At 66.2% G+C, this 20911-nt stretch carries 17 protein-coding genes and 1 pseudogene; 8 read left to right on the forward strand and 10 right to left on the reverse strand.

The annotated features are described in order from the left end of the window. The first annotated feature begins 18 nt into the window (after nt 1–18). The 3 genes from gudD (at nt 19) to garD (ending at nt 4568) form a co-directional block, all read left to right on the forward strand. The gene (gene gudD, locus RAD04_RS21370; RefSeq protein WP_461625328.1) at nt 19–1362 is read left to right on the forward strand and encodes a glucarate dehydratase; all 1344 of its coding nucleotides are present in this window, start codon (nt 19–21) and stop codon (nt 1360–1362) included. Nucleotides 1363–1443: 81 nt separating this feature from the next. Continuing rightward, nucleotides 1444–2892 carry an aldehyde dehydrogenase family protein gene (locus RAD04_RS21375; RefSeq protein ID WP_461625329.1) on the forward strand — a complete coding sequence of 483 codons (1449 nt, stop codon included), beginning with the start codon at nt 1444–1446 and terminating at the stop codon, nt 2890–2892. Between the two features lie 134 nt (nt 2893–3026). Beyond that, nucleotides 3027–4568, forward strand: coding sequence for a galactarate dehydratase (gene garD, locus RAD04_RS21380; RefSeq protein ID WP_461625330.1), 1542 nt, complete (start codon nt 3027–3029; stop codon nt 4566–4568). Nucleotides 4569–4583: 15 nt separating this feature from the next. Here the strand turns inward: garD and RAD04_RS21385 are convergent, their stop codons facing one another. After that, the gene (locus tag RAD04_RS21385) at nt 4584–5324 is read right to left on the reverse strand and encodes a hypothetical protein (RefSeq protein ID WP_461625331.1); all 741 of its coding nucleotides are present in this window, start codon (nt 5322–5324) and stop codon (nt 4584–4586) included. A 6-nt stretch (nt 5325–5330) separates the two neighbouring features. Then, the gene (locus RAD04_RS21390; RefSeq protein ID WP_461625332.1) at nt 5331–6218 is read right to left on the reverse strand and encodes a MipA/OmpV family protein; all 888 of its coding nucleotides are present in this window, start codon (nt 6216–6218) and stop codon (nt 5331–5333) included. Between the two features lie 350 nt (nt 6219–6568). On the opposite strand from RAD04_RS21390, the gene RAD04_RS21395 reads away from it, so the two are divergent. The 3 genes from RAD04_RS21395 to RAD04_RS21405 all read left to right on the forward strand — a co-directional run bounded on the left by RAD04_RS21395 (nt 6569) and on the right by RAD04_RS21405 (nt 9062). Continuing rightward, nucleotides 6569–7240: a response regulator transcription factor gene (locus RAD04_RS21395; RefSeq protein ID WP_461625333.1), complete on the forward strand. Its 672-nt coding sequence runs from the start codon at nt 6569–6571 to the stop codon at nt 7238–7240. Beyond that, nucleotides 7237–8601: a sensor histidine kinase gene (locus RAD04_RS21400; protein ID WP_461625334.1), complete on the forward strand. Its 1365-nt coding sequence runs from the start codon at nt 7237–7239 to the stop codon at nt 8599–8601. Before RAD04_RS21395 ends, RAD04_RS21400 begins: the two co-directional genes overlap by 4 nt. 191 nt (nt 8602–8792) lie before the next feature. Further along, complete coding sequence (locus tag RAD04_RS21405) at nt 8793–9062, forward strand: hypothetical protein (RefSeq protein WP_461625335.1); 270 nt, start codon at nt 8793–8795, stop codon at nt 9060–9062. 53 nt (nt 9063–9115) lie between these two features. Here the strand turns inward: RAD04_RS21405 and RAD04_RS21410 are convergent, their stop codons facing one another. The 3 genes from RAD04_RS21410 to RAD04_RS21420 all read right to left on the reverse strand — a co-directional run bounded on the left by RAD04_RS21410 (nt 9116) and on the right by RAD04_RS21420 (nt 11472). Beyond that, entirely contained in the window at nt 9116–9472 is a 357-nt protein-coding gene (locus tag RAD04_RS21410) for a hypothetical protein (protein WP_091958944.1), read from the reverse strand. A gap of 271 nt (nt 9473–9743) precedes the next feature. Continuing rightward, a complete protein-coding gene (locus tag RAD04_RS21415; RefSeq protein WP_104463865.1) occupies nt 9744–10337 on the reverse strand; it encodes a DUF2147 domain-containing protein in 594 nt (197 codons plus the stop codon). Between the two features lie 106 nt (nt 10338–10443). Continuing rightward, nucleotides 10444–11472 carry an NAD(P)/FAD-dependent oxidoreductase gene (locus tag RAD04_RS21420; protein ID WP_461625336.1) on the reverse strand — a complete coding sequence of 343 codons (1029 nt, stop codon included), beginning with the start codon at nt 11470–11472 and terminating at the stop codon, nt 10444–10446. 183 nt (nt 11473–11655) lie between these two features. Here RAD04_RS21420 and RAD04_RS21425 point away from each other — a divergent pair, with 183 nt between their 5' ends. Continuing rightward, nucleotides 11656–12123 (forward strand): acyl-CoA thioesterase, encoded by a 468-nt coding sequence (locus RAD04_RS21425; protein WP_461625337.1) that lies wholly within the window; start codon nt 11656–11658, stop codon nt 12121–12123. Nucleotides 12124–12179: 56 nt separating this feature from the next. Here RAD04_RS21425 and RAD04_RS21430 read toward each other — a convergent pair whose 3' ends face one another. Then, nucleotides 12180–12500, reverse strand: coding sequence for a 2Fe-2S iron-sulfur cluster-binding protein (locus RAD04_RS21430; RefSeq protein WP_091958957.1), 321 nt, complete (start codon nt 12498–12500; stop codon nt 12180–12182). Between the two features lie 164 nt (nt 12501–12664). Continuing rightward, nucleotides 12665–13039 (reverse strand): Hpt domain-containing protein, encoded by a 375-nt coding sequence (locus RAD04_RS21435; protein WP_461625338.1) that lies wholly within the window; start codon nt 13037–13039, stop codon nt 12665–12667. Between the two features lie 398 nt (nt 13040–13437). On the opposite strand from RAD04_RS21435, the gene RAD04_RS21440 reads away from it, so the two are divergent. Further along, entirely contained in the window at nt 13438–19278 is a 5841-nt protein-coding gene (locus RAD04_RS21440; RefSeq protein ID WP_461625339.1) for an apolipoprotein A-IV repeat region-like domain-containing protein, read from the forward strand. A gap of 74 nt (nt 19279–19352) precedes the next feature. Here the strand turns inward: RAD04_RS21440 and RAD04_RS21445 are convergent, their stop codons facing one another. The 3 genes and pseudogenes from RAD04_RS21445 to RAD04_RS21455 all read right to left on the reverse strand — a co-directional run. Then, a complete protein-coding gene (locus RAD04_RS21445; protein WP_461625568.1) occupies nt 19353–20006 on the reverse strand; it encodes a response regulator in 654 nt (217 codons plus the stop codon). After that, complete coding sequence (locus tag RAD04_RS21450; RefSeq protein WP_461625569.1) at nt 20003–20422, reverse strand: response regulator; 420 nt, start codon at nt 20420–20422, stop codon at nt 20003–20005. Before RAD04_RS21450 ends, RAD04_RS21445 begins: the two co-directional genes overlap by 4 nt. A gap of 96 nt (nt 20423–20518) precedes the next feature. After that, nucleotides 20519–20734 (reverse strand): annotated as a pseudogene (locus RAD04_RS21455) (sensor histidine kinase); the annotation flags it as partial. Nucleotides 20735–20911: the final 177 nt, after the last annotated feature.

A 20911-nucleotide genomic window follows, 5' to 3' on the forward strand; every position in this document is an offset into this window, starting at 1 on the left:
CCACAGCGAGGAGCAGTAATGGCCCTGACCGAGATTCCTGGCGCACCAATCGTCACCGCGATGCAGGTGATCCCGGTCGCGGGCCGCGACAGCATGCTCCTCAACCTCAGCGGCGCGCATGCGCCGTTCTTCACCCGCAACATCGTCATCCTCACCGACAATGCCGGCCACACCGGCGTCGGCGAGGTGCCGGGCGGGCAGAAGATCTGGCAGACGCTCCAGGACGCGCGCGATCTCGTGATCGGCAAGACCGTCGGCGCGCTCAACAACATCCTCGCCGACGTCCGCGCCGCCTTCGCCGACCGCGACGCCGGCGGCCGCGGCAAGCAGACTTTCGATCTTCGCGTCATGATCCACGCGGTCACCGCAATCGAATCCGCACTGCTTGATCTGCTTGGCCAGCATCTCAACTTGCCTGTCGCCGCGCTGCTCGGCGAAGGCCAGCAACGCAACAGCGTCGAGACGCTCGGCTATCTCTTCTTCGTCGGCGACATCAGCAAGTCGAAGCTGAACTACGTCCAGGGCGAGACCGGCAAGCCCGAATGGTTCAACCTCCGCCATCAGGAGGCGATGACGCCGGAGACCGTGGTGCGGCTCGCGGAAGCCACCCACGACCATTACGGCTTCGCCGACTTCAAGCTGAAAGGCGGCGTGCTGCGCGGCGAGCAGGAGATCGAGGCCGTCACCGCGATCGCCAAGCGCTTCCCCAACGCCCGCGTGACGCTCGATCCCAACGGCGCCTGGTCGCTCGACGAGGCGATCCGCCTCTGCAAGGACATGCACGGCATCCTCGCCTATGCCGAGGACCCCTGCGGCGCCGAGGCCGGCTTTTCCGGCCGCGAGATCATGGCCGAGTTCCGCCGCGCCACCGGCCTGCCGACCGCAACCAACATGATCGCCACCGACTGGCGGCAGCTCTCCCACGCGCTGCGTCTCGGCGCGGTGGACATTCCGCTCGCCGACCCCCATTTCTGGACCATGCAGGGCTCGGTGCGGGTGGCGCAGACCTGCCGTGACAACGGCCTGACCTGGGGCTCGCACTCCAACAACCATTTCGACATTTCGCTGGCCATGTTCACCCATGTCGGCGCCGCCGCCCCCGGCAAGGTCACCGCGATCGACACCCATTGGATCTGGCAGGACGGCCAGGCGCTCACCAAAGAGCCGCTCCAGATCAAGGGCGGCAAGATTGCGGTCCCCGATAGCCCGGGCCTGGGTATCGAAATCGACAGGGCCGCCATCGACGCGGCGCATGACCTCTACAAGCAGCATGGACTCGGTGCCCGCGATGACGCTATTGCAATGCAGGACCTGATCCCCGGCTGGACCTTCGACGACAAGCGTCCGTGCCTCGTGCGTTAGAAACTTCAGGCATGATCCCGGAAAAGTGGACACCGGTTTTCCGATAGGGATCATGCCCCTTAAATGACTTGGAGGAATGAGATGACTGCGATCCTGAAGAACTTCATCGGCGGCGAATGGGTCGACGGCTCCGGCGTCACCAGGAACATCAACCCCTCCAACACCAACGACGTCGTCGGCGAATACGCCAAGGCCGACAAGGCGCAGACCGAGAAGGCCATTGCAGCCGCCAAGGCCGCCTTCCCCGCCTGGGCGCAGTCGACCCCGCAGGTTCGCTATGACGCGCTGAACAAGATCTCCCTCGAGATCCTCGCTCGCAAGGAAGAGCTCGGCCGCCTGCTCGCCCGCGAGGAAGGCAAGACGCTCCCCGAGGGCATCGGCGAGGTCGCCCGCGCCGGCCAGATCTTTGCGTTCTTCGCCGGCGAGGCGCTCCGCCTGATCGGCGAGAAGGGCGCCTCCGTGCGTCCCGGCCTCGACGTCGAGCTCACCCGTGAGCCGGTCGGCGTCGTCGGCATGATCACGCCCTGGAATTTCCCGATCGCGATCCCGGCCTGGAAGATCGCGCCCGCGCTCTGCTACGGCAACACGGTGGTGTTCAAGCCGGCTGAGCTGGTGCCGGGCTCGGGTCACGCGCTGGCCGAAATCATCACCCGCTCCGGCATTCCCGCCGGCGTGTTCAACCTCGTGGTCGGCTCCGGCTCGGTGGTCGGCCAGACCCTGCTCGACCACCCCGACGTTGCCGCGATCTCCTTCACCGGCTCGGTGCAGACCGGCCGCAAGATCGCGCAGGCCTGCGTGCTCTCGAACCCGATGAAGAAGTTCCAGCTGGAGATGGGCGGCAAGAATCCGCTGGTCGTACTCGATGACGCCGACCTCAAGACCGCCGTCGAGGTCGCCGTCAACGGCGCCTATTTCTCCACCGGCCAGCGCTGCACCGCCTCCTCCCGCCTGATCGTCACCGAAGGCATTCACGACCGCTTCGTCGCGGCGGTGGCCGAGCGCCTGAGCGGCCTGTCGGTCGACGACGCGCTCAAGGCTGGCGTGCATATCGGCCCTGTCGTGGACCAGAGCCAGCTCGACCAGGACCTGCGCTACATCAAGATCGGCCAGGACGAAGGCGCCAAGCTGTCGTTCGGCGGCGAGCTGCTCAAGCGCGAGACGCCCGGCCATTACCTGCAGCCGGCGCTGTTCACCGAAGCCAACAACAACATGCGCATCGCGCGTGAGGAGATCTTTGGCCCGGTCGCCGCCGTCATCCGCGCCAAGAACTACGAGGAAGCGCTGGCGATCTCCAACGACACCGAGTTCGGCCTGGCCTCGGGCATCTGCACCACCAGCCTGAAATACGCCTCGCATTACAAGCGCAACAGCGAGTCCGGCATGGTGATGGTCAATCTGCCGACCGCCGGCGTCGACTATCACGTGCCGTTCGGCGGCCGGAAGGGCTCGAGCTACGGCGCCCGCGAACAGGGCTCCTACGCGCGCGAGTTCTACACGACGGTGAAGACGGCTTATACGTTCCCGGGCTGATAGGCCGATATCGTAGGGTGGATTAGCCCGCGGCTGCGCGAAGCGCAGTCCGCTGGCGCTCTTCTGCCTCCGCGGATAGAGACCGTGGCGGGTTACGCCTTCGGCTAACCCGCCCTACAAGACGGAGTCCTCCCATGGACCAGGACGTCGCAGCGAAAGAGCAGCCCCGCTACATCAAGCTCAACGAGCGCGACAACGTCGCGATCGTGGTCAATGATTTCGGGCTTCCTGCCGGCTCCCGCTTTGCCAGCGGCCTGACACTGCGCGCCTTCGTGCCGCAGGGGCACAAGACGGCGCTGGTCGATATCGCGCAAGATCAGCCGATCGTCCGCTACGGCGAGGTGATCGGCTACGCGCTGTCGCCGATCCTGGCCGGCGAATGGGTCGACGAGGCACGCATTCGCATGCCGGATGCCCCTGACCTCGACAAGCTGGAGATCTCGACCGCAGTCCCCGCGCCGTTGCCGCCGCTCGAAGGCTTTACGTTCGAAGGCTATCGCAATCCTGATGGATCGGTCGGCACCAAGAACATCCTCGGCATCTCCTCCTCCGTGCAATGCGTCAAGGGCACGATGGAATATGCGGTCAAGCGCATCCGCGCCGAGTTGCTGCCGAAATACCCCAACGTCGACGACGTCGTGCCGCTGACGCATGCCTATGGCTGCGGCGTCGCCATCACCGCGCCTGATGCGGTGGTGCCGATCCGCACGCTGCAGAACATTGCGCTCAATCCGAATTTCGGAGGCGAGATCCTGGTCGTCGGCCTTGGCTGCGAGAAGCTCGCGCCTGAGCGGCTGGTGCCGGAAGGCGTCAGCGATGCCATCGTGCGCATGCAGGATGAAGCCTTCGACGGCTTCGGCGCAATCGTCGATGCGATCATGACCCAGGCGGAAGCCCGCCTGAAAATCCTCAACAAGCGCACCCGCGAGACCTGCCCGGCCTCCGACCTCGTCATCGGCCTGCAATGCGGCGGCAGCGATGCCTTCTCCGGCGTCACCGCGAACCCCGCCGTCGGCTTCGCCGCGGACCTCCTGGTACGCGCCGGCGCCACCGTGATGTTCTCGGAAGTGACGGAAGTGCGCGACGCCATCCAGCTCCTCACCCGCCGCGCCATCAACGAGGACGTCGGCCGCGCGCTGGTGCGCGAGATGGCCTGGTACGATTCCTATCTCGCGCGCGGCGGCGCCGACCGCAGCGCCAACACCACACCCGGCAACAAGAAGGGCGGCCTCGCCAACATCGTCGAGAAGTCGCTTGGCTCGATCGTCAAGTCCGGCTCGTCCGCGATCACCGGCGTGCTCTCGCCCGGTGAGAAGGCGACCCAGAAGGGCATGCTGTTCGCGGCAACGCCGGCCTCCGACTTCATCTGCGGCACACTCCAGCTCGCCTCCGGCATGACGCTGCAAGTGTTCACCACCGGCCGCGGCACGCCCTACGGCCTTGCGGCCGCGCCCGTGATCAAGGTCGCGACCCGCACCGAGCTTGCCCGCCGCTGGAAGGACCTGATCGACTTCGACGCCGGCAGCATCGCCACCGGCGAGAAGACCATCGAGGAAACCGGCTGGGACCTGTTCCGCCTGATCCTCGATGTCGCCAGCGGCCGAACGAAGCCGTGGTCGGACCGCTGGGGCATCCACAACGATCTCACGCTGTTCAATCCCGCGCCGGTGACCTGAGGCCGCCGGCCGGCTTCACTGACCACCGATCAGATGCATGTCGTCCAGCGTGACGGGGAGGCTGCGCGTGATGAGGTCCGCAATCGCCGCGCGCAGCCGTTCGCTCGAAGCCGGACCGTCAAATGTCCCGTCGATCGGCCCGCTTGGGCCTGCGATCCTCAGGGTCCCGGTGTTGTCGAGCGGCGCGGCCGCCCGCTTTTCGATCACGTCGAACGTCTTGCCGTCGATGACGCGGACCTCGTACAGCGCGTGGATCAGGCCGTAGTCCGCAAGCAGCGTCCGGTATTCGGCGATCCCGACACCCTCGACGTTGCGGCCGTTGCCGAGTTTCGATCTCGCGCGGGTAATGACGATGTACGCATCCAGCCCCTGGGGCGTGACATCGGTGCGAACCAGCTCCTTGAACGGATCGGTCCGCAGCAGATTGACCGGCGTGACCGCCGAATCCCGGATCGCGGCGAACGCGGCGCGGGTATAGTTGACGGCCTGAACGCGATAGCGTGCGCCCAATAGCCTGGTCGCCTGCTGGACGATCAGCTCGTCCAGTCCCCATGCACTGATCGAAGCGCTTTGCCCGGTTGAGCCGAGCTTGGTAAGGCCTGCCTGTGAAAGGCTCATCTCCTCGCCGATGGCGGAGACGATGCCGACGGTCTTGATCGCCTGGAGCCGGCTCGCGCGCGTCTCGAACGCCGCGGCGGCGCCGAGAGCGACGCAAGCGGCTGCGAGCCCAATCCATAGAAAAGCAATGCGACGCATGGTGACCTATCGAATCCTCAAATCGAACGAATAGGACGCGCCGAGGCCGACAGTGGTCTGATTCGACGATCCACGCAGCTTCACGAGCGGGCTGTCCGCGGCATCGCCCAACAGCTTCTCGTATTCGACATAGGCATGGACCTCCCATTGCGGATTGATGCGATAGGAGATCTGGCTGCCGAAGCCGACCGAGTGCGCGCCGGCTTTGGCATTGTATGTCGGCAATCCCGACGCCAGCGCCTGCACGGCATCGACGCCGAAATACGGCGCGGTCGCGTTGGTGCTTTTCCAGGTGAAGCGCGGGCCAGCCGAGATCGTCAGCCTTTGAATCAGCGGCACGATGACGTCGGCGGAGATGTCGGCGACGGTGCCGGTATGGCCACCCACGCCCTGGCGCAATTCGCTGCGCAGGCGCAGCCAGTCGACCGGATAATATTCGACGAAGCCGCCGAGCTCGTAGGCGGCCTTGACGTCGCCAAGGCCTGTCAGCTCGGCATATTTGTCGGCCTTGCGCGAGGTGACGTATTTGAACGCAGGCCCTGCGCGAAAATTGCCGACGTCGAGCAGCGCGATGCTGGCGCTGTCGCGCGGGCCCCGAAACTGGTCGATCGATCCGGCGCGGCGGATGGAGAAGATTGGGATCGGCATGAGCTTGCCGTTCTTCGATCCGACGAAATCCGGTGTGTACTCACCACCGATGCCGACCATGACCGTCCAATTGCCGGAGGGCGAAGGCAGCATCGGCAGCTCGAACGGCGGCGCCGGCAGCGTGAACGCAGTCTGCGCCGATGCGGATTGAGGGATCGCCATGATCGCGCCGAGTGCGGCGAGCAAGGTGGTCGTGAGCCGCACATTCACCGTGAGGCGAAGAGCGGCGTCGTCAAAATGCTTCATTACAGGGCCCCGGACCGGCCTTCCTGGCCTGGTCGACTTGTGTGGTTGGAGCTCCAGCATGTGGTCCGGCAAAATTGCCCCAAGATTGCAAGGCGAAAACCACCGCCCCAAGATGCTCCCGGCGCGCACGAAGTGCGCGCCATCGAACCAACATTGCCCGAACATTGCCGGGCGGCGCTCACGCGCCCAAACTTTGACCGCCGGTGTCGGCCAGCGCCCTCACCACTGCCTTTTATTCGCCAAGCTCGCTGCCTTTATGGGAACCCTGCGCAGGAGCCGAAACGCCAGACTTCGGCCAGGGAGCGTCACGCTCGGGATTTTGTTGCCCAGCAGAGTCAAGGACGACCCGCGTGCGTTCCCTCGTAATCGAAGACGAACCGCAGATCGGCGCCTATGTCAGCCGCCTGCTCGGGCAATTGCACGGGATCGTCGACCTCGTCGGCTCGATCGCCGATGCCCGTCAGGCGCTCGACAATTTCAAATATGATCTCGCGATCGTCGACCGGATGCTGCCCGACGGCGATGCGCTCCAGGTGGTCACGGCCTTGAACCAATCGCCCGACCGCCCCGCGATCATCATCCTGACGTCCAAGGACGCCAAGGAAGACATCGTCGAGGGCCTCAACGGCGGCGCCGACGACTATCTCGGAAAACCGTTCGAGCCGCAGGAATTGATTGCGCGCGTACGCGCGGTGCTGCGGCGCCCCCGGCTGCTCGCCCCCTCGGTATTGTCGCTCGGCAACGTCGAGCTGCATCTCGGCAGCAACGAGGCCGTCGTCGCCGACACCAGAATCCTGCTGCGACGGCGCGAAGCGCTGATCCTGGGGGCGCTGCTGATGCGGCGAGACCGTGTCATCACCCGCGCCGCCCTGATCTACGGCTTCGACGACGAGATCGAATCCAACACGCTCGAAGCTCAGGTCTCGCGCCTGAGGAAGAAATTGCTCGAGCTCGGCGGCGACGTCGAGATCCGCAGCATGCGAGGCATCGGATATATCCTGCGGCTGGCAACGCCGCGATGAGGTCGATCGCCCAAACGTTTGCGTTTTCGCTTGGCGTCGCCGCAACGACGATCTTCCTGATCATGGTGGCGATCTTCGTCTCGCGGTACCCGATGGAGGAGCGCGAGTTCAGGGCGTGCCGGGTCGTGGCCGCCGTTCTCGATCGCGCCACTGTTGTCGATGGGCAAAACCTGGTGGTGCGCCCCACTCCCGCGCTCGAGGAGCTGAAGGCGGACAGCCCGAACCTCTGGTACGTTGTATCCGTGGGCGATCTCGTCAGCGAGTACGGCAGCGAGCACCGGCCACAGCTTCCCTTCGCCTTTCCCTATCGCGGGCCTGTCGGCCTGTCCGTCTTCAGCACACCCGACCAGAACAGCACGTTCTGTCTCGCGGTTGCGCAGCGGGGCGCCTCGCGGCTCACGACGATGGTCGGCGAGCCTCAGGTCCGCTTCGGGCGGCTCGCAAGAAGCTTCCTCGCCCGCAGCTACTTTTCGATCATCCTGGTGGCGCTGGCCTTTGCAGCCACCGTCGCGATCGGCTCGGCGCTTGCTGCACGTTTCGTCTCGCGCGGCATTGAACGGGTCGCTCGGCGCGCTCTCGCGATCGATCCCTCTGCCCCGCAAGGCCTGATCTCGCTGTCCGAAGTCCCCTCCGAGTTGAAGCCCCTGGTCGAGGCGCTGAACCGCGCCTTCGGCGAGATCGATGCCTATATCAGGATGCAGCGCCGCTTCCTCGGCAATGCCGCCCATCAGCTGCGCACGCCGCTGACGCTGCTGCGCGCGAAGATCGAGGACGTGCCCGAGCCTGCACTGAGGACCGAATTGGTGCGCGACGTCCGCCGCCTGACGTCGCTGGTGTCCGCCATGCTCGACCTGGCCCGGCTGCAAAACCATGCGATCGAAAAACGGCCGATCAATCTCGCCCAGATCATACTGGAGGTGCTCGCCGATTTCGGCCCCTCGGCACTGGACGCCGGCATCGAGCTCGCGCTGGAACAGTCCGAGAAGGGTCCGTTCCTGGTGCAGGGTGTGGATGCCGCGGTTCGCAGCGCGCTTGCCAATCTCGTCGGCAACGCGCTCATCCACGCCCATGGCGCACGACGCATCGTCGCCACGCTCGGCCGCGACGGCATCTCGATTGTCGACGACGGCGCAGGCCTGCCGGACGGCGTGGAGCACGGGCTGACCGAGCCGTTTCAGACCGGCAACACTTCCGGCGAGGGTGCGGGCCTTGGCCTGTCGATCGTCCGCGAGATCATGGCCGCGCACGGTGGCGAGCTGGTCATCACCTCCACGCCTGGCCGCGGCACGAGCATGAGCCTGCGTTTTCCGGCCGCCGCCGCGCCGACTAGATCTCCGCACATGGATCTGCAAGCAGGCTGACTGCGTGCGCCCGTCGATCCGCGAAACTGTACGGAAACATTGGCGCCAAAAACGTCTTTCTCGTTTCGTCGTTGCGCATCAAGCAACCAATATGTTCGCCGACGGCCACAGGAATGTTCTCGCACAAGCGAACCTGGTCCGGCATCGAGACGACCAAACCTCCGATTGACATCTTCAACGGAGATTTTCCAATGCGTGTTCTCACAATGATTGCCGTCGCCAGCGCCGTGATTGCGAACTCGACCGGTGCTTTCGCCAGTGAACTTCCCACTTACGAAGTGAAGTCGTTGCCGATCTCGGCGACGCAGGTGCAGGTGCTCGGCGGCGCCGGCGTCGAGGAGCAGTCGACCGCGCCCTCGATGATCGTCGCCGGCATGCCTGCCTCGCCCGCGCAGGTCTCGGTGCTGTCGCCGCGCGTCAAGCGGCTTGCGAGCGCCGGTTCGGGCAGCGAAGCGCGCTGAGCCTTTCGCATCGCTTGCGGCGCCTGCATCCGATGCGGGCGCCGTCAGCGTTTTCAGGTCATGCTGCCCGGCATGAAGCAGCGCACCCGCGGGTGGCCGTCGATATAGTGCTTCCACACCATGGTGCGACCGATCTTGTTGGGCACGGTGATGACAGCACCCTCGGGCACCACAACCCACTCGTTGTCGATAAGGACTCGGTAGCGTCCCTGGTTGGACTCCCAGTCGACATCGGCGACGACATAGCCGTCCGCATCCGTGCAGCATTGCCCGTATTCGCTATGCAGGCTCTCGAACCAGGGTTTTAGCGGTGAGTTGGCGTAGCGCCCGTCGTCGCGCGCCAGCGCCGAATTGGTCAGCAGAACCGTCAGCCCCAGCAGCACGGCGGCACACTGTCTTGCAGGTCTCATGTCGTCTCCGCGGTCGAAGTGATCGCCGCGAGGCAAACGCTGCCGTCTGCCCGCGGCACCGCGCACGGCGGGCATGGAGACGGCGACTCGCTCCCCAGCAGCTTTGCAGACAGCTATGCAAATCCGGCGCCAGCGCGCATTCCGGGGAACTACTGGAGCAGGCGCGGCACGCATTCGCCTTTCGGCGAACGTCGCCGCGAAGCCCGTCTGCTCATGCGGGGAATGACCGTGAGCGGAAGATACCGCCGATCAGGCAGCTCAGAGCTCGAGCCTACTGCTTGGGCGCCGGCGCCATCATCGTGCCGCCGCTCTTCTTCGTCGGTGCCGGCGGCTTGGTGGCAGCGGCCTGCGCGGGCAGATATTTCGCGACGATGGCGGGATCGACCTGGGCGAGGTTGGTGTCAGGCAGGCGCGTCCAGGCCTCGTCCTTGCCGAGCAGGGCGATGCCGAGATAGCCGCGCAGGGTCAGGGTCTGGCCGTCAGGACTGACCTTCATGTTGGCCTTCCAGATCTGACCGTCGCGCGGATTGAGCACGTTGCCGCCCTCGTACTTCAATCCGTCGCGCTTCATGTTGCGGACGAAGGAGATGCCGAGCACCGGCGCGTTCTTGCGATCGTCGGTGCACTTGCTGCAGATCTCGTTCGGATCGTCGCCGGGCCGCGGGAAGGTTTTTGCGATCACGCCTTCGAAGATGCCGTTGTGGTCGATGAAGAGAAACCATCCGACCGTCTTGCCGTCTTCGACCTTCTGCCAGAGGCCCGCCGCCGTGGGCTCGGCGATTTGTGCCGCAGACGGCGTCACCGTCGCGAGCGACAATGCGAGCGCGAGGAAGGGGAGCAGCCGAGAGCTGGAAAAAATCCGCATTAGATCACCTTGTTATTCCACGACCGGAATGGCCGCAGACTACGGCGATTTCGCGAACGGTTCCAGCGCCAGAAACATGGGGCATCCCCTCTCCACCCCTCCGCCGTCAGTTGACACCGAGCTTCTTTTGCAGGCTGGAGGACGAGGTCGTGTACTGGAACACGAGCCGCTTCTCCGGGTAGACGTAGCGATGGGCTTTTTGCGACATCAGCGCGCCCTCGTGGAAGCCGCACAGGATCAGCTTGATCTTGCCGGGATAGGTGTTGATGTCGCCGATCGCGAAGATGCCGGGAACATTGGTCTCGAACGCGGACGTCTCGACCGGCACCAGGTTGTTCTCCAGCGCAATGCCCCAGTTCGCGACCGGGCCGAGCTTCATGGTCAGCCCGAAGAACGGCAGCATGGTGTCGCAGGCAATGTCCGTGACGCTGTTGTCGTTGCCCTTGATGGTGGCGCCGGCGAGCATGCCCTCAGCGCCGGAGAGAGCGGTGACCTGGCCGAGCCGGAGATCCATCTTGCCGCCGGCAACCAGCGCGCGCATCTGCTCGACGCTGTGGGGCGCGGCGCGAAACTCGTCGCGCCGGTGCAACAGCGTGATGCGCCTCGCGATCGGATGCAGATTGAGCGTCCAGTCGAGCGCGGAATCGCCGCCGCCGACGACCAGCACATTCTTGTCGCGGAACGTCTCCATCTTGCGCACGGCGTAATGGACTGAAGTGCCTTCATAGGCCTCGATGCCCGGCACCGGCGGACGCTTGGGCTGGAACGAGCCGCCGCCGGCCGCGATCACCAGCACCTTGCATTCGAACACCTTGCCGGCGTCGGTGGTGCAGCGGAAGGCGGGATCGCCGATCTTCTCCACCGTCTCGACCATCTCGCCGAGATGGAAGGTCGGATGGAACGGCTTGATCTGCTCCATCAGCGCATCGGTGAGGCCCTGCCCCGAAACCTGCGGAATGCCGGGAATGTCGTAGATCGGCTTTTCCGGATAGAGCTCGGCGCACTGGCCGCCGACCTTGTCGAGGATGTCGACGAAATGCGCCTTCATGTCGAGAAGGCCAAGCTCGAAAGCGGCGAACAGACCGCAGGGGCCGGCGCCAATAATCAGCACATCGGTTTTGATCACATCGCTCATGTCGTCTCTTTATCGGTCGTTATCGGTTGGACGGCGGCCCGGCGGGCAGAGGTGACCCCACCTGTCTAGCCAACGGGGATGGATCAGGGAAGGCATAAAAGCGGGAGCGCCCCGCAGCCGCGCCCACTTGCCGGGGCAAAATAACTGGGCTGTAACGAGGAAAGATATGACGGAGATCAATCGGTGAACGCACCAAGCCGCCTCGATACGACGCCGCGCCTGGAGGACTATCCCTACCGCCTCAGCGACAACGTCCGCTTCGGCGATCTCGACCCCAACCAGCACGTCAACAACGCGGTCTACGCCACCTATTTCGAGACCGGCCGCGTCACGCTGATGAAGCTGCCGGAGTACGGGCTGACCCCGCCAGGGCTCGCCTGGATCATGGTGCGGCTCGACATCCATTTCCGCGCCGAGCTGCACTGGCCGAACAAGATCGAGCTCGGCCTCGGCGTGGTGAAGCTCGGACGGACGTCAGTGACCTTCGAGCAGGTTGTGTTCTCGCAAGGAAAGTGCATCGCCTCGGCGCTGTCGGTCGGCGTCATGCTCGACGAGGCGACGCGGCGGCCAGCGCCGCTCAGCGCGGAGATCGTCAAGAAGCTCAGACCCTGGCACAAGCGCGGCATCGCGGTCGCGACACCGAACATATAATTCAACTCAGAAGCGTCAGGACCAGGCCTGCAGCGTCAGGACCAGGCCTGCCAGAATTAGGCCTGGCGTTCCGGCGTCGTCACGACGAGACCGTCGAGATCGTCGGAGACCTTGATCTGGCAGGACAGGCGCGAATTCGGGCGCACGTCGAACCCGAAGTCGAGCATGTCCTCTTCCATCGGCGTCGGGCTGCCGACCTTCTCACGCCAGGCTTCGTCGACATAGACATGGCAGGTCGCGCAGGCGCAGGCGCCGCCGCATTCGGCCTCGACGCCGGGAACGCTATTGCGGATTGCGGCTTCCATCACGGTTGCGCCGTTCTCGATTTCCACCGTGCGGGTTTCGCCCTTGTGGTCGACAAAGTGAATCTTGGCCATGTGTGCTCGTGCTGCCGCGGTGCTGGGAATGAAGGAGGGTCCGGGCTGTCCTATAACGGGTCGATCAGGCCGGCGCCATAGGGTTTTCAGGCGAAGTGAATCCCGCTTTGCGGTAAGAAAACGCGTCAAAACAAAAGACTAGAGTCCGGCTCGGCCGCATGGCCTCAAGGCTTCAGCATCGCCTCGATGGCGGCGCGGGCCTCGGTCACTGCCTCCTTCAGCGCGGCGAAGGCGTGGCGCTGGTCATGGCCGGTCTGGACCGCGATCTCCAGGCTTGCGGCCGCATCCGCCACCGCAAAAGCGCCGATCCCGCGCGCCGAGCCCTTGAGCTTGTGGGCCAGTGCGCCCGCCTCGGCCGGCAGCGCCGCCATCGCCGCGATCAGGCGGACCGCCTGCTCGGCGAACATGGCCAGCACTTCCTGTTCCAGCTCCATGTCGCCGAGCGTCATCCGGGAGAGATGGTCGAGGTCGAGCGGGCTGTCGATAGGTGCAAGCGGGGGCGAGGGCATCCAGTCCATCCGTTGCAGTTCAGGCGTCATGGCGCAGGCCCCGGCATCGCGCGACGGTTCCGCCGGTCCGGCGGTGAGATTGACCTCACCCAAGCATGGAAATGGTTAACGAAATGTTTGGGGTCAGAGACGCAGTTCTGCCGGTTTATTGACGAAAAGTTGCCGCAATCGGCCGAGTCCAGTGGAGAATTGCATTTATTGCTAAGGCGTTACGGCGCGATCCTGTTAACGATGATTAAGATTGTCTTAATCGCGGGCATTTCATTCGCCACGCTCTGCCAATAGGATGTTGCGGAAATTGGCGGACAAGCCGTCCGGGTGGGGACGGCTCGGAGATCCGCGCAAGCGGCATGATCCGGTCTGTGGGCTTGCGCAGCGCGCAGGGCTCGCGGGGGGACGCGTACAAGTAACGAGGGCTCGGACTGAACATGGCGAACACTCCGAAAAAGGTCAAAGACCCCACAGAAGTTGCGCTTTCTGCGATCCAGGAAGCCCTGAACATCAGCGACACGGCTGCCGACACCAGCCGCAACGCCGCGATGCGCAACGAAACCGCGCCTTCGGTGGCGCCGCCGCCCCCCATCTTCGACGAGCCGAGCTTCGAGCCGCGCCCTGCCGCCAACGAACGCTCGACCGTGTTCGATCCGGTCGAGGAGCCGCGCTCTTCGCGCCGCGCCGCCAATGACGACCGCGAGACCATCGGCCAGCTGCTCCAGGCCCTGCAGAAGGGCCGCCCTGCCCGCAACGTCTATACCTTCGCCACCATCTTTGCCGGCGTCTGGCTCGCCGCCTGCGCCGCGCTGACCTTCGGCTTCCTGCCCTCGATCCAGGCCGCCATGGGCCAGAGCGGCGGCGTGCTCGTCATCGCCGGCCTGGTCGCGATGTTCTTCGCGCCGATCATGCTGTTCTACTTCCTTGCGAGCCTCGTCTGGCGCGGCCAGGAAATGCGCATGATCGCGCAGGCGATGGCGCAGGTCGCGATCCGCTTCTCCGAGCCCGAGGGCTCGGCCTCCGATTCCATGGTCACCGTCGGCCAGGCCATCCGCCGCGAGGTCGCGGCGATGGGCGACGGCATCGAGCGCGCCATCGCGCGCGCCGGCGAGCTCGAGACGCTGGTCGCCAACGAGGTCGCCGCGCTCGAACGCGCCTATTCCGACAACGAAGTGCGCATCCGCGCCCTGCTGCAGGACATCGCGCATCAGCGCGACAATCTGGTCGGCCAGGCCGAGCAGGTCCGCAGCGCCATCTCCGGCGTGCAGATCGATTTGCGCCACGACATCGCGCTGATCTCCGATGCGATCGCCTCGCGCGTCGACGAGGTCGCCAAGTCCATCACCGGCGCGCTGGAAGAGCGCGGCGCCCACATCACCAGCGCGCTGAGCAATGCCGGCGACAACATGATCCTGGCGCTCGGCGAGCGCGGCGGCGATCTGCTCGACCGCCTCGAGGAAGCCAGCAACGAGACCACGCGCGCCGTGCTCGATGCCAGCGAGCGGCTGACCACCAGCCTCAACTTCAAGACCGGCCACGTCCACGACGAGTTCGTCGACCTCGCCGACCGCGTTCACGAGATGCTGAACGAGCGCATCGACCGCATCACCGGCGAGTTCGAGCAGCGCTCCGCCGCGATCGTCGACGGCATCTCCGAACGCACCGAGCAGGTGCACGACAGCCTGAAGAATTCCTCGGATTCGCTGCTGCTCGAGCTCGAGCTGCGCTCCAACGATCTCTCCGCCAAGATCGACGACGCCGGCAACCGCCTCGCCGGCCAGATCCTGACGAGCGGCGACAAGGCGAGCGAGGCGCTCGACGCCACCGTCAACACCCTCGTCGCCAAGGTCGTGAGCCAGACCGAGACCGCGCACGACTCGCTGTCGCTGCAGATGAGCGCGTTCGACGAGCTGGTCAGGAACCAGGGCACCGAGCTGGTCGAGAAGTTCGCCCGCGACTCCGGTACGCTGGGCGCGCTGATTACGCGCCACATCTCCGAGTTCGACCGCACCGTGAAGACCTTCGGCGGCGAGATCGTCGAGCGCATGGGCCAGCGCACGCAGGACATCCATGAGTCGCTGAAGACCTATGTCGACAATTTCGACACCCGCTTCACCGCCAACGGCGGCGAGATCACGGCCGTGCTCGACCAGCGCCTGGTGCAGTTCGAGACCACGGTCGGCGAACGCGTCAACCACCTCGACGCATCGCTGAACAGCAAGATCGCCAGCCTCGACGGCACGATCGATGGTCACATCAAGACCTTCGACGAGCAGCTCGTCGGCCGCGTCGCCGCGCTCGAACAGTCGTTCGACACCCGCGCGCAATCGATGACCGAGACCATCGACGGGCGCATCAACACGCTCGCGACCTCGCTGACGGACGGCGCCGCGCAGGCGATCCACTCGATCGACTCCCGCCTCACCCACCTCACGACGTCGCTGACCGGCGGTGCATCGCAGGCCATCGAAACCATCGATGCGCGCCTCAACCATCTCACGAGCTCGTTGACCGATGGCGCCTCGCAGACCATCCAGTCGATCGATACCCGCCTGACGCACCTCACGACGACGCTGACGGGCAATGCGACGCAGGCGCTCGAGTCCATCGACTCCCGCCTCACCTACCTGACCACCGCGGTCACGAACGGCGCCTCGCAGGCCGTGCAGTCGATCGACACGCGCCTGACCCTGCTGACCTCCACCCTCACGGACGGCACCGCGCAGGCGATCGAGGCGGTCGACCGCCGCATCACCGGCGTCACCGAGATCATCGACGGCCGCAGCACGCACCTGACCGACACGGTCACGGCGCGCTTCCAGGAAATCCATCAGGTCATCGAGACCCGGGTCGGTTCGGTCGCCAGCGACATCGACGTGCGCGTGGCGCAGTTCGAGGACCTGCTCGGCTCGCGCGTCGAGGCCGTCGCCGGCCGCATCGAAAGCAGCGGCCGCCAGGCCAGCGAGGACATGATGTCCCGCGCCGAGATGATCTCGACCGCGATCCGCTCGCATGTCGAGGACGCCGAGCGCTCGCTCACCAACCTCGTCGTCAACACCAGCGAGACGATCCAGACCGGTGCGCGCACCGCCCAGCAGTCGCTGATGACGGTCTCCTCCGACGTCAACGCCCAGCTCAAGATGACCTCTGCCGAGGTCGAGCGCGCGCTGACCGCGGTCGGCACCGGTTCGGCGAACTCGATCCTGAGCAGCGCCCGCGAGGCGCAGTCGACGCTGGTCGCAGCCTCGGGCGAAGCCTCCAACCAGATCAAGGGGCTTGCGGCCGACGTCGAGCGTACGCTGTCGGCGGCAGGTTCTGCCACCGCAGCCTCGATCCTGGCCGGCGCCCGCGAGGTGCAGACCACCCTCGTCACGGCGTCCTCGGACGCGGCCAACCACGTCAAGACGCTCACCGCCGACGTGCAGCGCTCGCTGTCGATGGCCGGCACCACCACGGCGGAATCGATCACCGCCGGCGCTCGCGATGCGCAGAGCGCGTTGATCGCGGCCTCGAGCGAGACCGCCAATCAGATCAAGGCGCTCTCCTCCGACGTGCAGCGTTCGCTCACGATGGCCGGCACCTCGACCGCCGAGATCCTCACCTCCGGCGCGCGCGAGGCGCAGAACACGCTGGTTGCCGGGTCCTCGGATGCGGCGGCGCAGGTCAAGTCGCTCACCGCCGATGTGCAGCGCTCGCTCTCGATGGCCGGCACCTCGACCGCCGAGACCATCACCGCCGGCGCGCGAGAGGCGCAGAACATGCTGGTCACGGCGTCTTCCGAGGCGGCGAGCCAGGTCAAGTCGCTCGCGGCCGAAGTGCATCGTTCGCTCTCGCAGGTCGGCCAGTCGACCGCCGAGACGATCACCACCAGCGCCCGCGACGCTCAGACCACCCTGCTCTCGGTCTCGGCCGAGCAGACCAGCCAGGTCCGTTCGCTCGCGGCCGAGATGCAGCGCGCACTGGCAACCGCCGGCGGCGCCACCATCGAGGCGCTCACCAGCGGCGTGCGCGAGGCCCAGGGCTCGCTGATCTCCGCTTCGACCGATGCGGCCAGCCAGATCAAGTCGCTGACCACCGACATCGAGCGCACGCTGACCGCGGTCGGCGCCGACACCGCCTCGACCATTCTCAACAGCGCGCGTGAGGCCCAGACCTCGCTGACCTCGACCTCGGCGGACGCCGCGAGCCAGATCCGCACGATCTCGACCGAGATCGAGCGGACGCTGAGCGCGGCCACCGCGAACGCGACCAACGACATCCAGACCAGCGCGCTCAACGCCCAGAACGCGCTGATCTCGGCCTCCAACGAGGCGAGCTCGCGGGTCAAGTCGAGCTCGTCCGACGTCGAGCGTTCGGTGCTCGCCGCCAGCTCCAGCTTCGGCCAGGCCATGACCGGCAAGACCGACGAGATCGTCACCTACGTGCAGCAGCAGGCCGACCGCCTGTCGAACATGATCGACGCCAAGCGCGGCGCCCTGGTCGACGCGATCGGCTCCAAGACCAGCCAGCTCACGCTCGACATCGACCGCGTCACCTCGGACGCGCTGAAGTCGATCGAGACGCGCGGCCAGGCCTTCTCGCAGACCATGATGGGCAACGGCTCGGAAGTCGCGCGCACCATCAACGCGGCGAGCGAGATCGCCACCGGCGCGGTCGGCAAGTCGCTCAAGGACCTCGAGCAGGCCTCGCGCGCGGCGATCGACCAGTCGCGCCAGGTCTCGATCGCGGCCGTCACCGAGATGCAGGAGACCAGCAAGATCCTGCGTACCGACACGGTGGCGCTGTTCGAGCGCCTGCGCGAAGGCAACATCCTGCTTCAGGAGGTGCTGACCGGTGCGCATGACAACCTCAACTCGCTCGAGCGGGCGCTGGTGACGCGCGTCGCCGACTTCGTCTCGGCGATGAACGACGTCACCTCGCGCAACGGCGCGGCGACGCAGAACCTGGAAGAGCAGCTCAACGTCTTCAACAGCAAGACCACGAAGGCGCTGCAGGATCTCGGCGAGCTGTCGACCCAGTTCGACGCGCACGGCAAGGCCCTGGTCGACGCTGCGCAGGTCGTCGAGCAGAGCAACAAGAACACCACCGCCTCGCTCGCCGAGCGCAAGCAGGCGCTGGAATCGCTCGTCACCACGATCGACCTCCGCACGGCCGATCTCGACCAGCGCCTGTCGCGCTTCACCGGCCTGCTCGATGAATCGCTGGCCGCCGCCGAAGAGCGTGCCCGCGACATCGCCCGCGTCGTCGCCGAGACCGCCGGCGCAGGCTCGGCCGCGATCACCCGCCAGTTCGAGGCGGTGCGCGTCGCATCCGAGGAAGAGCACCGGCAGACCATCGAGGCCATGCACGACATCTACCGCCAGACCACGGACGAGGCGGATACGATGTTCAAGCAGTCGACCGAGAAGTTCACCAACCTCGTCTCCAGCATGAAGCAGATGGCCTTCGAGATGCACAACGAGCTCGAAGCCACCCGCAACGAGCTGCGCCGCGGCGTGCTCGAGATGCCGCAGGAGGCCGCCGAGAGCACTGCGCAGATGCGCAAGGTGATCGTCGACCAGATCGAGGCCCTCGCCGAGCTCAACCGCATCGTGGCCCAGCATGGCCGCGGCCTCGACGTCACCACGACGGGCCGCGCGTCCGTCGCGGTCCAGCGCCAGGAGGAGCCGATCATGGCAGCTGCGGGCGGACGTAGCGCCGAGACCCGCATGCGCGACACCGGCAGCGCTTCCACGCTGCCGCCGCCGGATCTCGGGGTGCCGGCCGCGCGCCGCACCGAAGCACCGCCGGTCGCGCCCGCCGGCAGCGACCAGGGCCGTGACGGCTGGCTGTCGGACCTGCTCAACCGCACGGACGCCAATCAGGGCGCCCCGACCGGCCGTGAGGCTCCGCGTGGCCGCGCCGCACCCGCGCCGCAGCCGCAGGCTCCGCAGGCAAGCGGCAATCCGCTGGAATCGCTGTCGCTCGACATCGGCCGGCTGATGGACCGCAACCTCGCCGCCGAGATGTGGGACCGCTACCAGCGCGGCGAGAACAAGGCCTTCACCAAGCGCCTCTACACGCCCGCCGGCCAGAAGGCCTTCGACGAGGTCGCCCGCAAGTACCGCGCCGACCGCAACTTCAAGGGCACGGTCGACCGCTACGTCGCCGAGTTCGAACGCCTGCTCGACGAAGTCGCCCGCGACGGCCGCGGCCCGCAGGAGCTGCGCAGCCACCTGACCTCGGAGACGGGCCTGGTGTACACGCTGCTCGCACATGCGGCAGGACGGCTGGGGTGAGCGGCGATTAGCAACGAGAAGCGAATGTAAACGGGGGCCTCACGGCCTCCGTTTTTGTTTGGATGTTCTGAAGCTCAATTGCTGCCGGGCTGGCCGAACGACAGCCGTTCAGCGAGGACGGCCGCCTGCGTGCGCGAGCCGACGCCGAGCTTGCGCAAGATCGTCGAGACGTGGCCCTTCACCGTCTGCTCGGCGATATCGAGCTCGCCCGCGATCTGCTTGTTGAGCTTGCCTTCCACGATCATCGCGAGAATGCGCAGCTGCTGCGCCGAGAGGGTGGCCATGCGCCCGGCGAGCTCGATGTCGGCGCTCTGGATCGAGCCGCGGCCGCCGACATTGGGCGGCATCCAGATCTCGCCGGCGAGGATCTTTGTGATCGCATCCGCCATCTCGGGCAGGCTGAGCGATTTCGGGATGTAACCGGATGCGCCATAGGCGATGGCGCGACGGATGGTGGCGGCGTCCTGCCGGGCCGAGATGATCGCGACCGGCACCGTCGGGAATTGCGCCGACAGGATGAACAGCGCGGCAAAGCCCTGAATGCCCGGCATCGTCAGATCCCACAGGATCAGGTCGATCTCGTCGGACTGGACCGCCAGCACGCTGAGCGCCTCGTCCAGCGACTGGCAGGCGACGATGTCGAGATCGGGCAGCACGGTCGACAACGCGCTACGGAGCGCGGCCTGCACCAGCGGGTGGTCGTCGCCGATCAGGATGCGCATCGTCAGGGAGTCTCCGGTTTCGTGCCGAACTGCCGGCTCAGGGCTTCGCCGCCGAGAAAGCGCCGCAGGGCCGCCGGCTTGACCGGCTTCGACAGGATCTCGCAGCCGCGCGCCCTCGCCGCCTGGCGCACCGCCTCGCTGCGATCGCCGGTGACGACCAGCGCACGGACCTCGCGGCCCGACTTCTGCCTGAGATTGTCGAGAAAGTCCAAGCCGTTGCAGCCGCCGTCGAGATGGTAATCGAGCAGCACGACGTCTGGCAGGACGGTCGCGGCCGCGTCCATCGCCGCGGCGGCGTCGGCTGCGACCAGCACGTGATGCCCCCAGCCGCCGAGCAGCGCGGAGAGGCCGTCGAGAATCGTCGCGTCATTGTCCAGGCACAGGATGGTCAGAGCGCGTTCCGCCGGCGCCGGCGCGGCCATCGCAGGGTTGCTCTGAAGCGGCCGGCCCGGTCCGTGCGCCAGCGGCACCGTGACGGCAAAGCACGAACCTTGTCCCGGGCGCGACCGGACATCGACGGCGTGGTCCAGCAGCCGCGACACGCGCTCGACGATGGCGAGCCCGAGGCCCAATCCCTTCTCCGCCCCCGGCGCGAGGCGCTGGAACTCCTCGAAGATGCGCTTCTGGTCTGCCGCCGCGATTCCCACGCCGGTGTCCCAGACCTCGATGCGCAGCGTCCCCGCGCCGCCGGCAGCCGAGCAGGATGCGTCCCTTGGGCGTGTAGCGAAGCGCATTCGACAGCAGGTTCTGCAGGATCCGGCGCAGCAGATGCGGATCGCTGCGCACCGCAAGGCCGCAATCGACAACGCGGAAGGCAATCCCGCGCTCGCGCGCCATCGCCGAGAATTCGACGTTCAACTGCACGAAGAGATCGGCGATCGGAAAGTCGGATATCTCGGCGCGCACGGCGC

Source organism: Bradyrhizobium sp. 25ACV (genome assembly GCF_054863005.1).

Coding starts and splice junctions, on each gene's coding strand:
- gudD (WP_461625328.1), top strand. CDS start 19: ATGGCCCTGACCGAGATTCCTGGCGCACCAATCGTCACCGCGATGCAG.
- RAD04_RS21375 (WP_461625329.1), top strand. CDS start 1,444: ATGACTGCGATCCTGAAGAACTTCATCGGCGGCGAATGGGTCGACGGC.
- garD (WP_461625330.1), top strand. CDS start 3,027: ATGGACCAGGACGTCGCAGCGAAAGAGCAGCCCCGCTACATCAAGCTC.
- RAD04_RS21385 (WP_461625331.1), bottom strand. CDS start 5,324: ATGCGTCGCATTGCTTTTCTATGGATTGGGCTCGCAGCCGCTTGCGTC.
- RAD04_RS21390 (WP_461625332.1), bottom strand. CDS start 6,218: ATGAAGCATTTTGACGACGCCGCTCTTCGCCTCACGGTGAATGTGCGG.
- RAD04_RS21400 (WP_461625334.1), top strand. CDS start 7,237: ATGAGGTCGATCGCCCAAACGTTTGCGTTTTCGCTTGGCGTCGCCGCA.
- RAD04_RS21405 (WP_461625335.1), top strand. CDS start 8,793: ATGCGTGTTCTCACAATGATTGCCGTCGCCAGCGCCGTGATTGCGAAC.
- RAD04_RS21410 (WP_091958944.1), bottom strand. CDS start 9,472: ATGAGACCTGCAAGACAGTGTGCCGCCGTGCTGCTGGGGCTGACGGTT.
- RAD04_RS21415 (WP_104463865.1), bottom strand. CDS start 10,337: ATGCGGATTTTTTCCAGCTCTCGGCTGCTCCCCTTCCTCGCGCTCGCA.
- RAD04_RS21420 (WP_461625336.1), bottom strand. CDS start 11,472: ATGAGCGATGTGATCAAAACCGATGTGCTGATTATTGGCGCCGGCCCC.
- RAD04_RS21430 (WP_091958957.1), bottom strand. CDS start 12,500: ATGGCCAAGATTCACTTTGTCGACCACAAGGGCGAAACCCGCACGGTG.
- RAD04_RS21435 (WP_461625338.1), bottom strand. CDS start 13,039: ATGACGCCTGAACTGCAACGGATGGACTGGATGCCCTCGCCCCCGCTT.
- RAD04_RS21440 (WP_461625339.1), top strand. CDS start 13,438: ATGGCGAACACTCCGAAAAAGGTCAAAGACCCCACAGAAGTTGCGCTT.
- RAD04_RS21450 (WP_461625569.1), bottom strand. CDS start 20,422: ATGGCCGCGCCGGCGCCGGCGGAACGCGCTCTGACCATCCTGTGCCTG.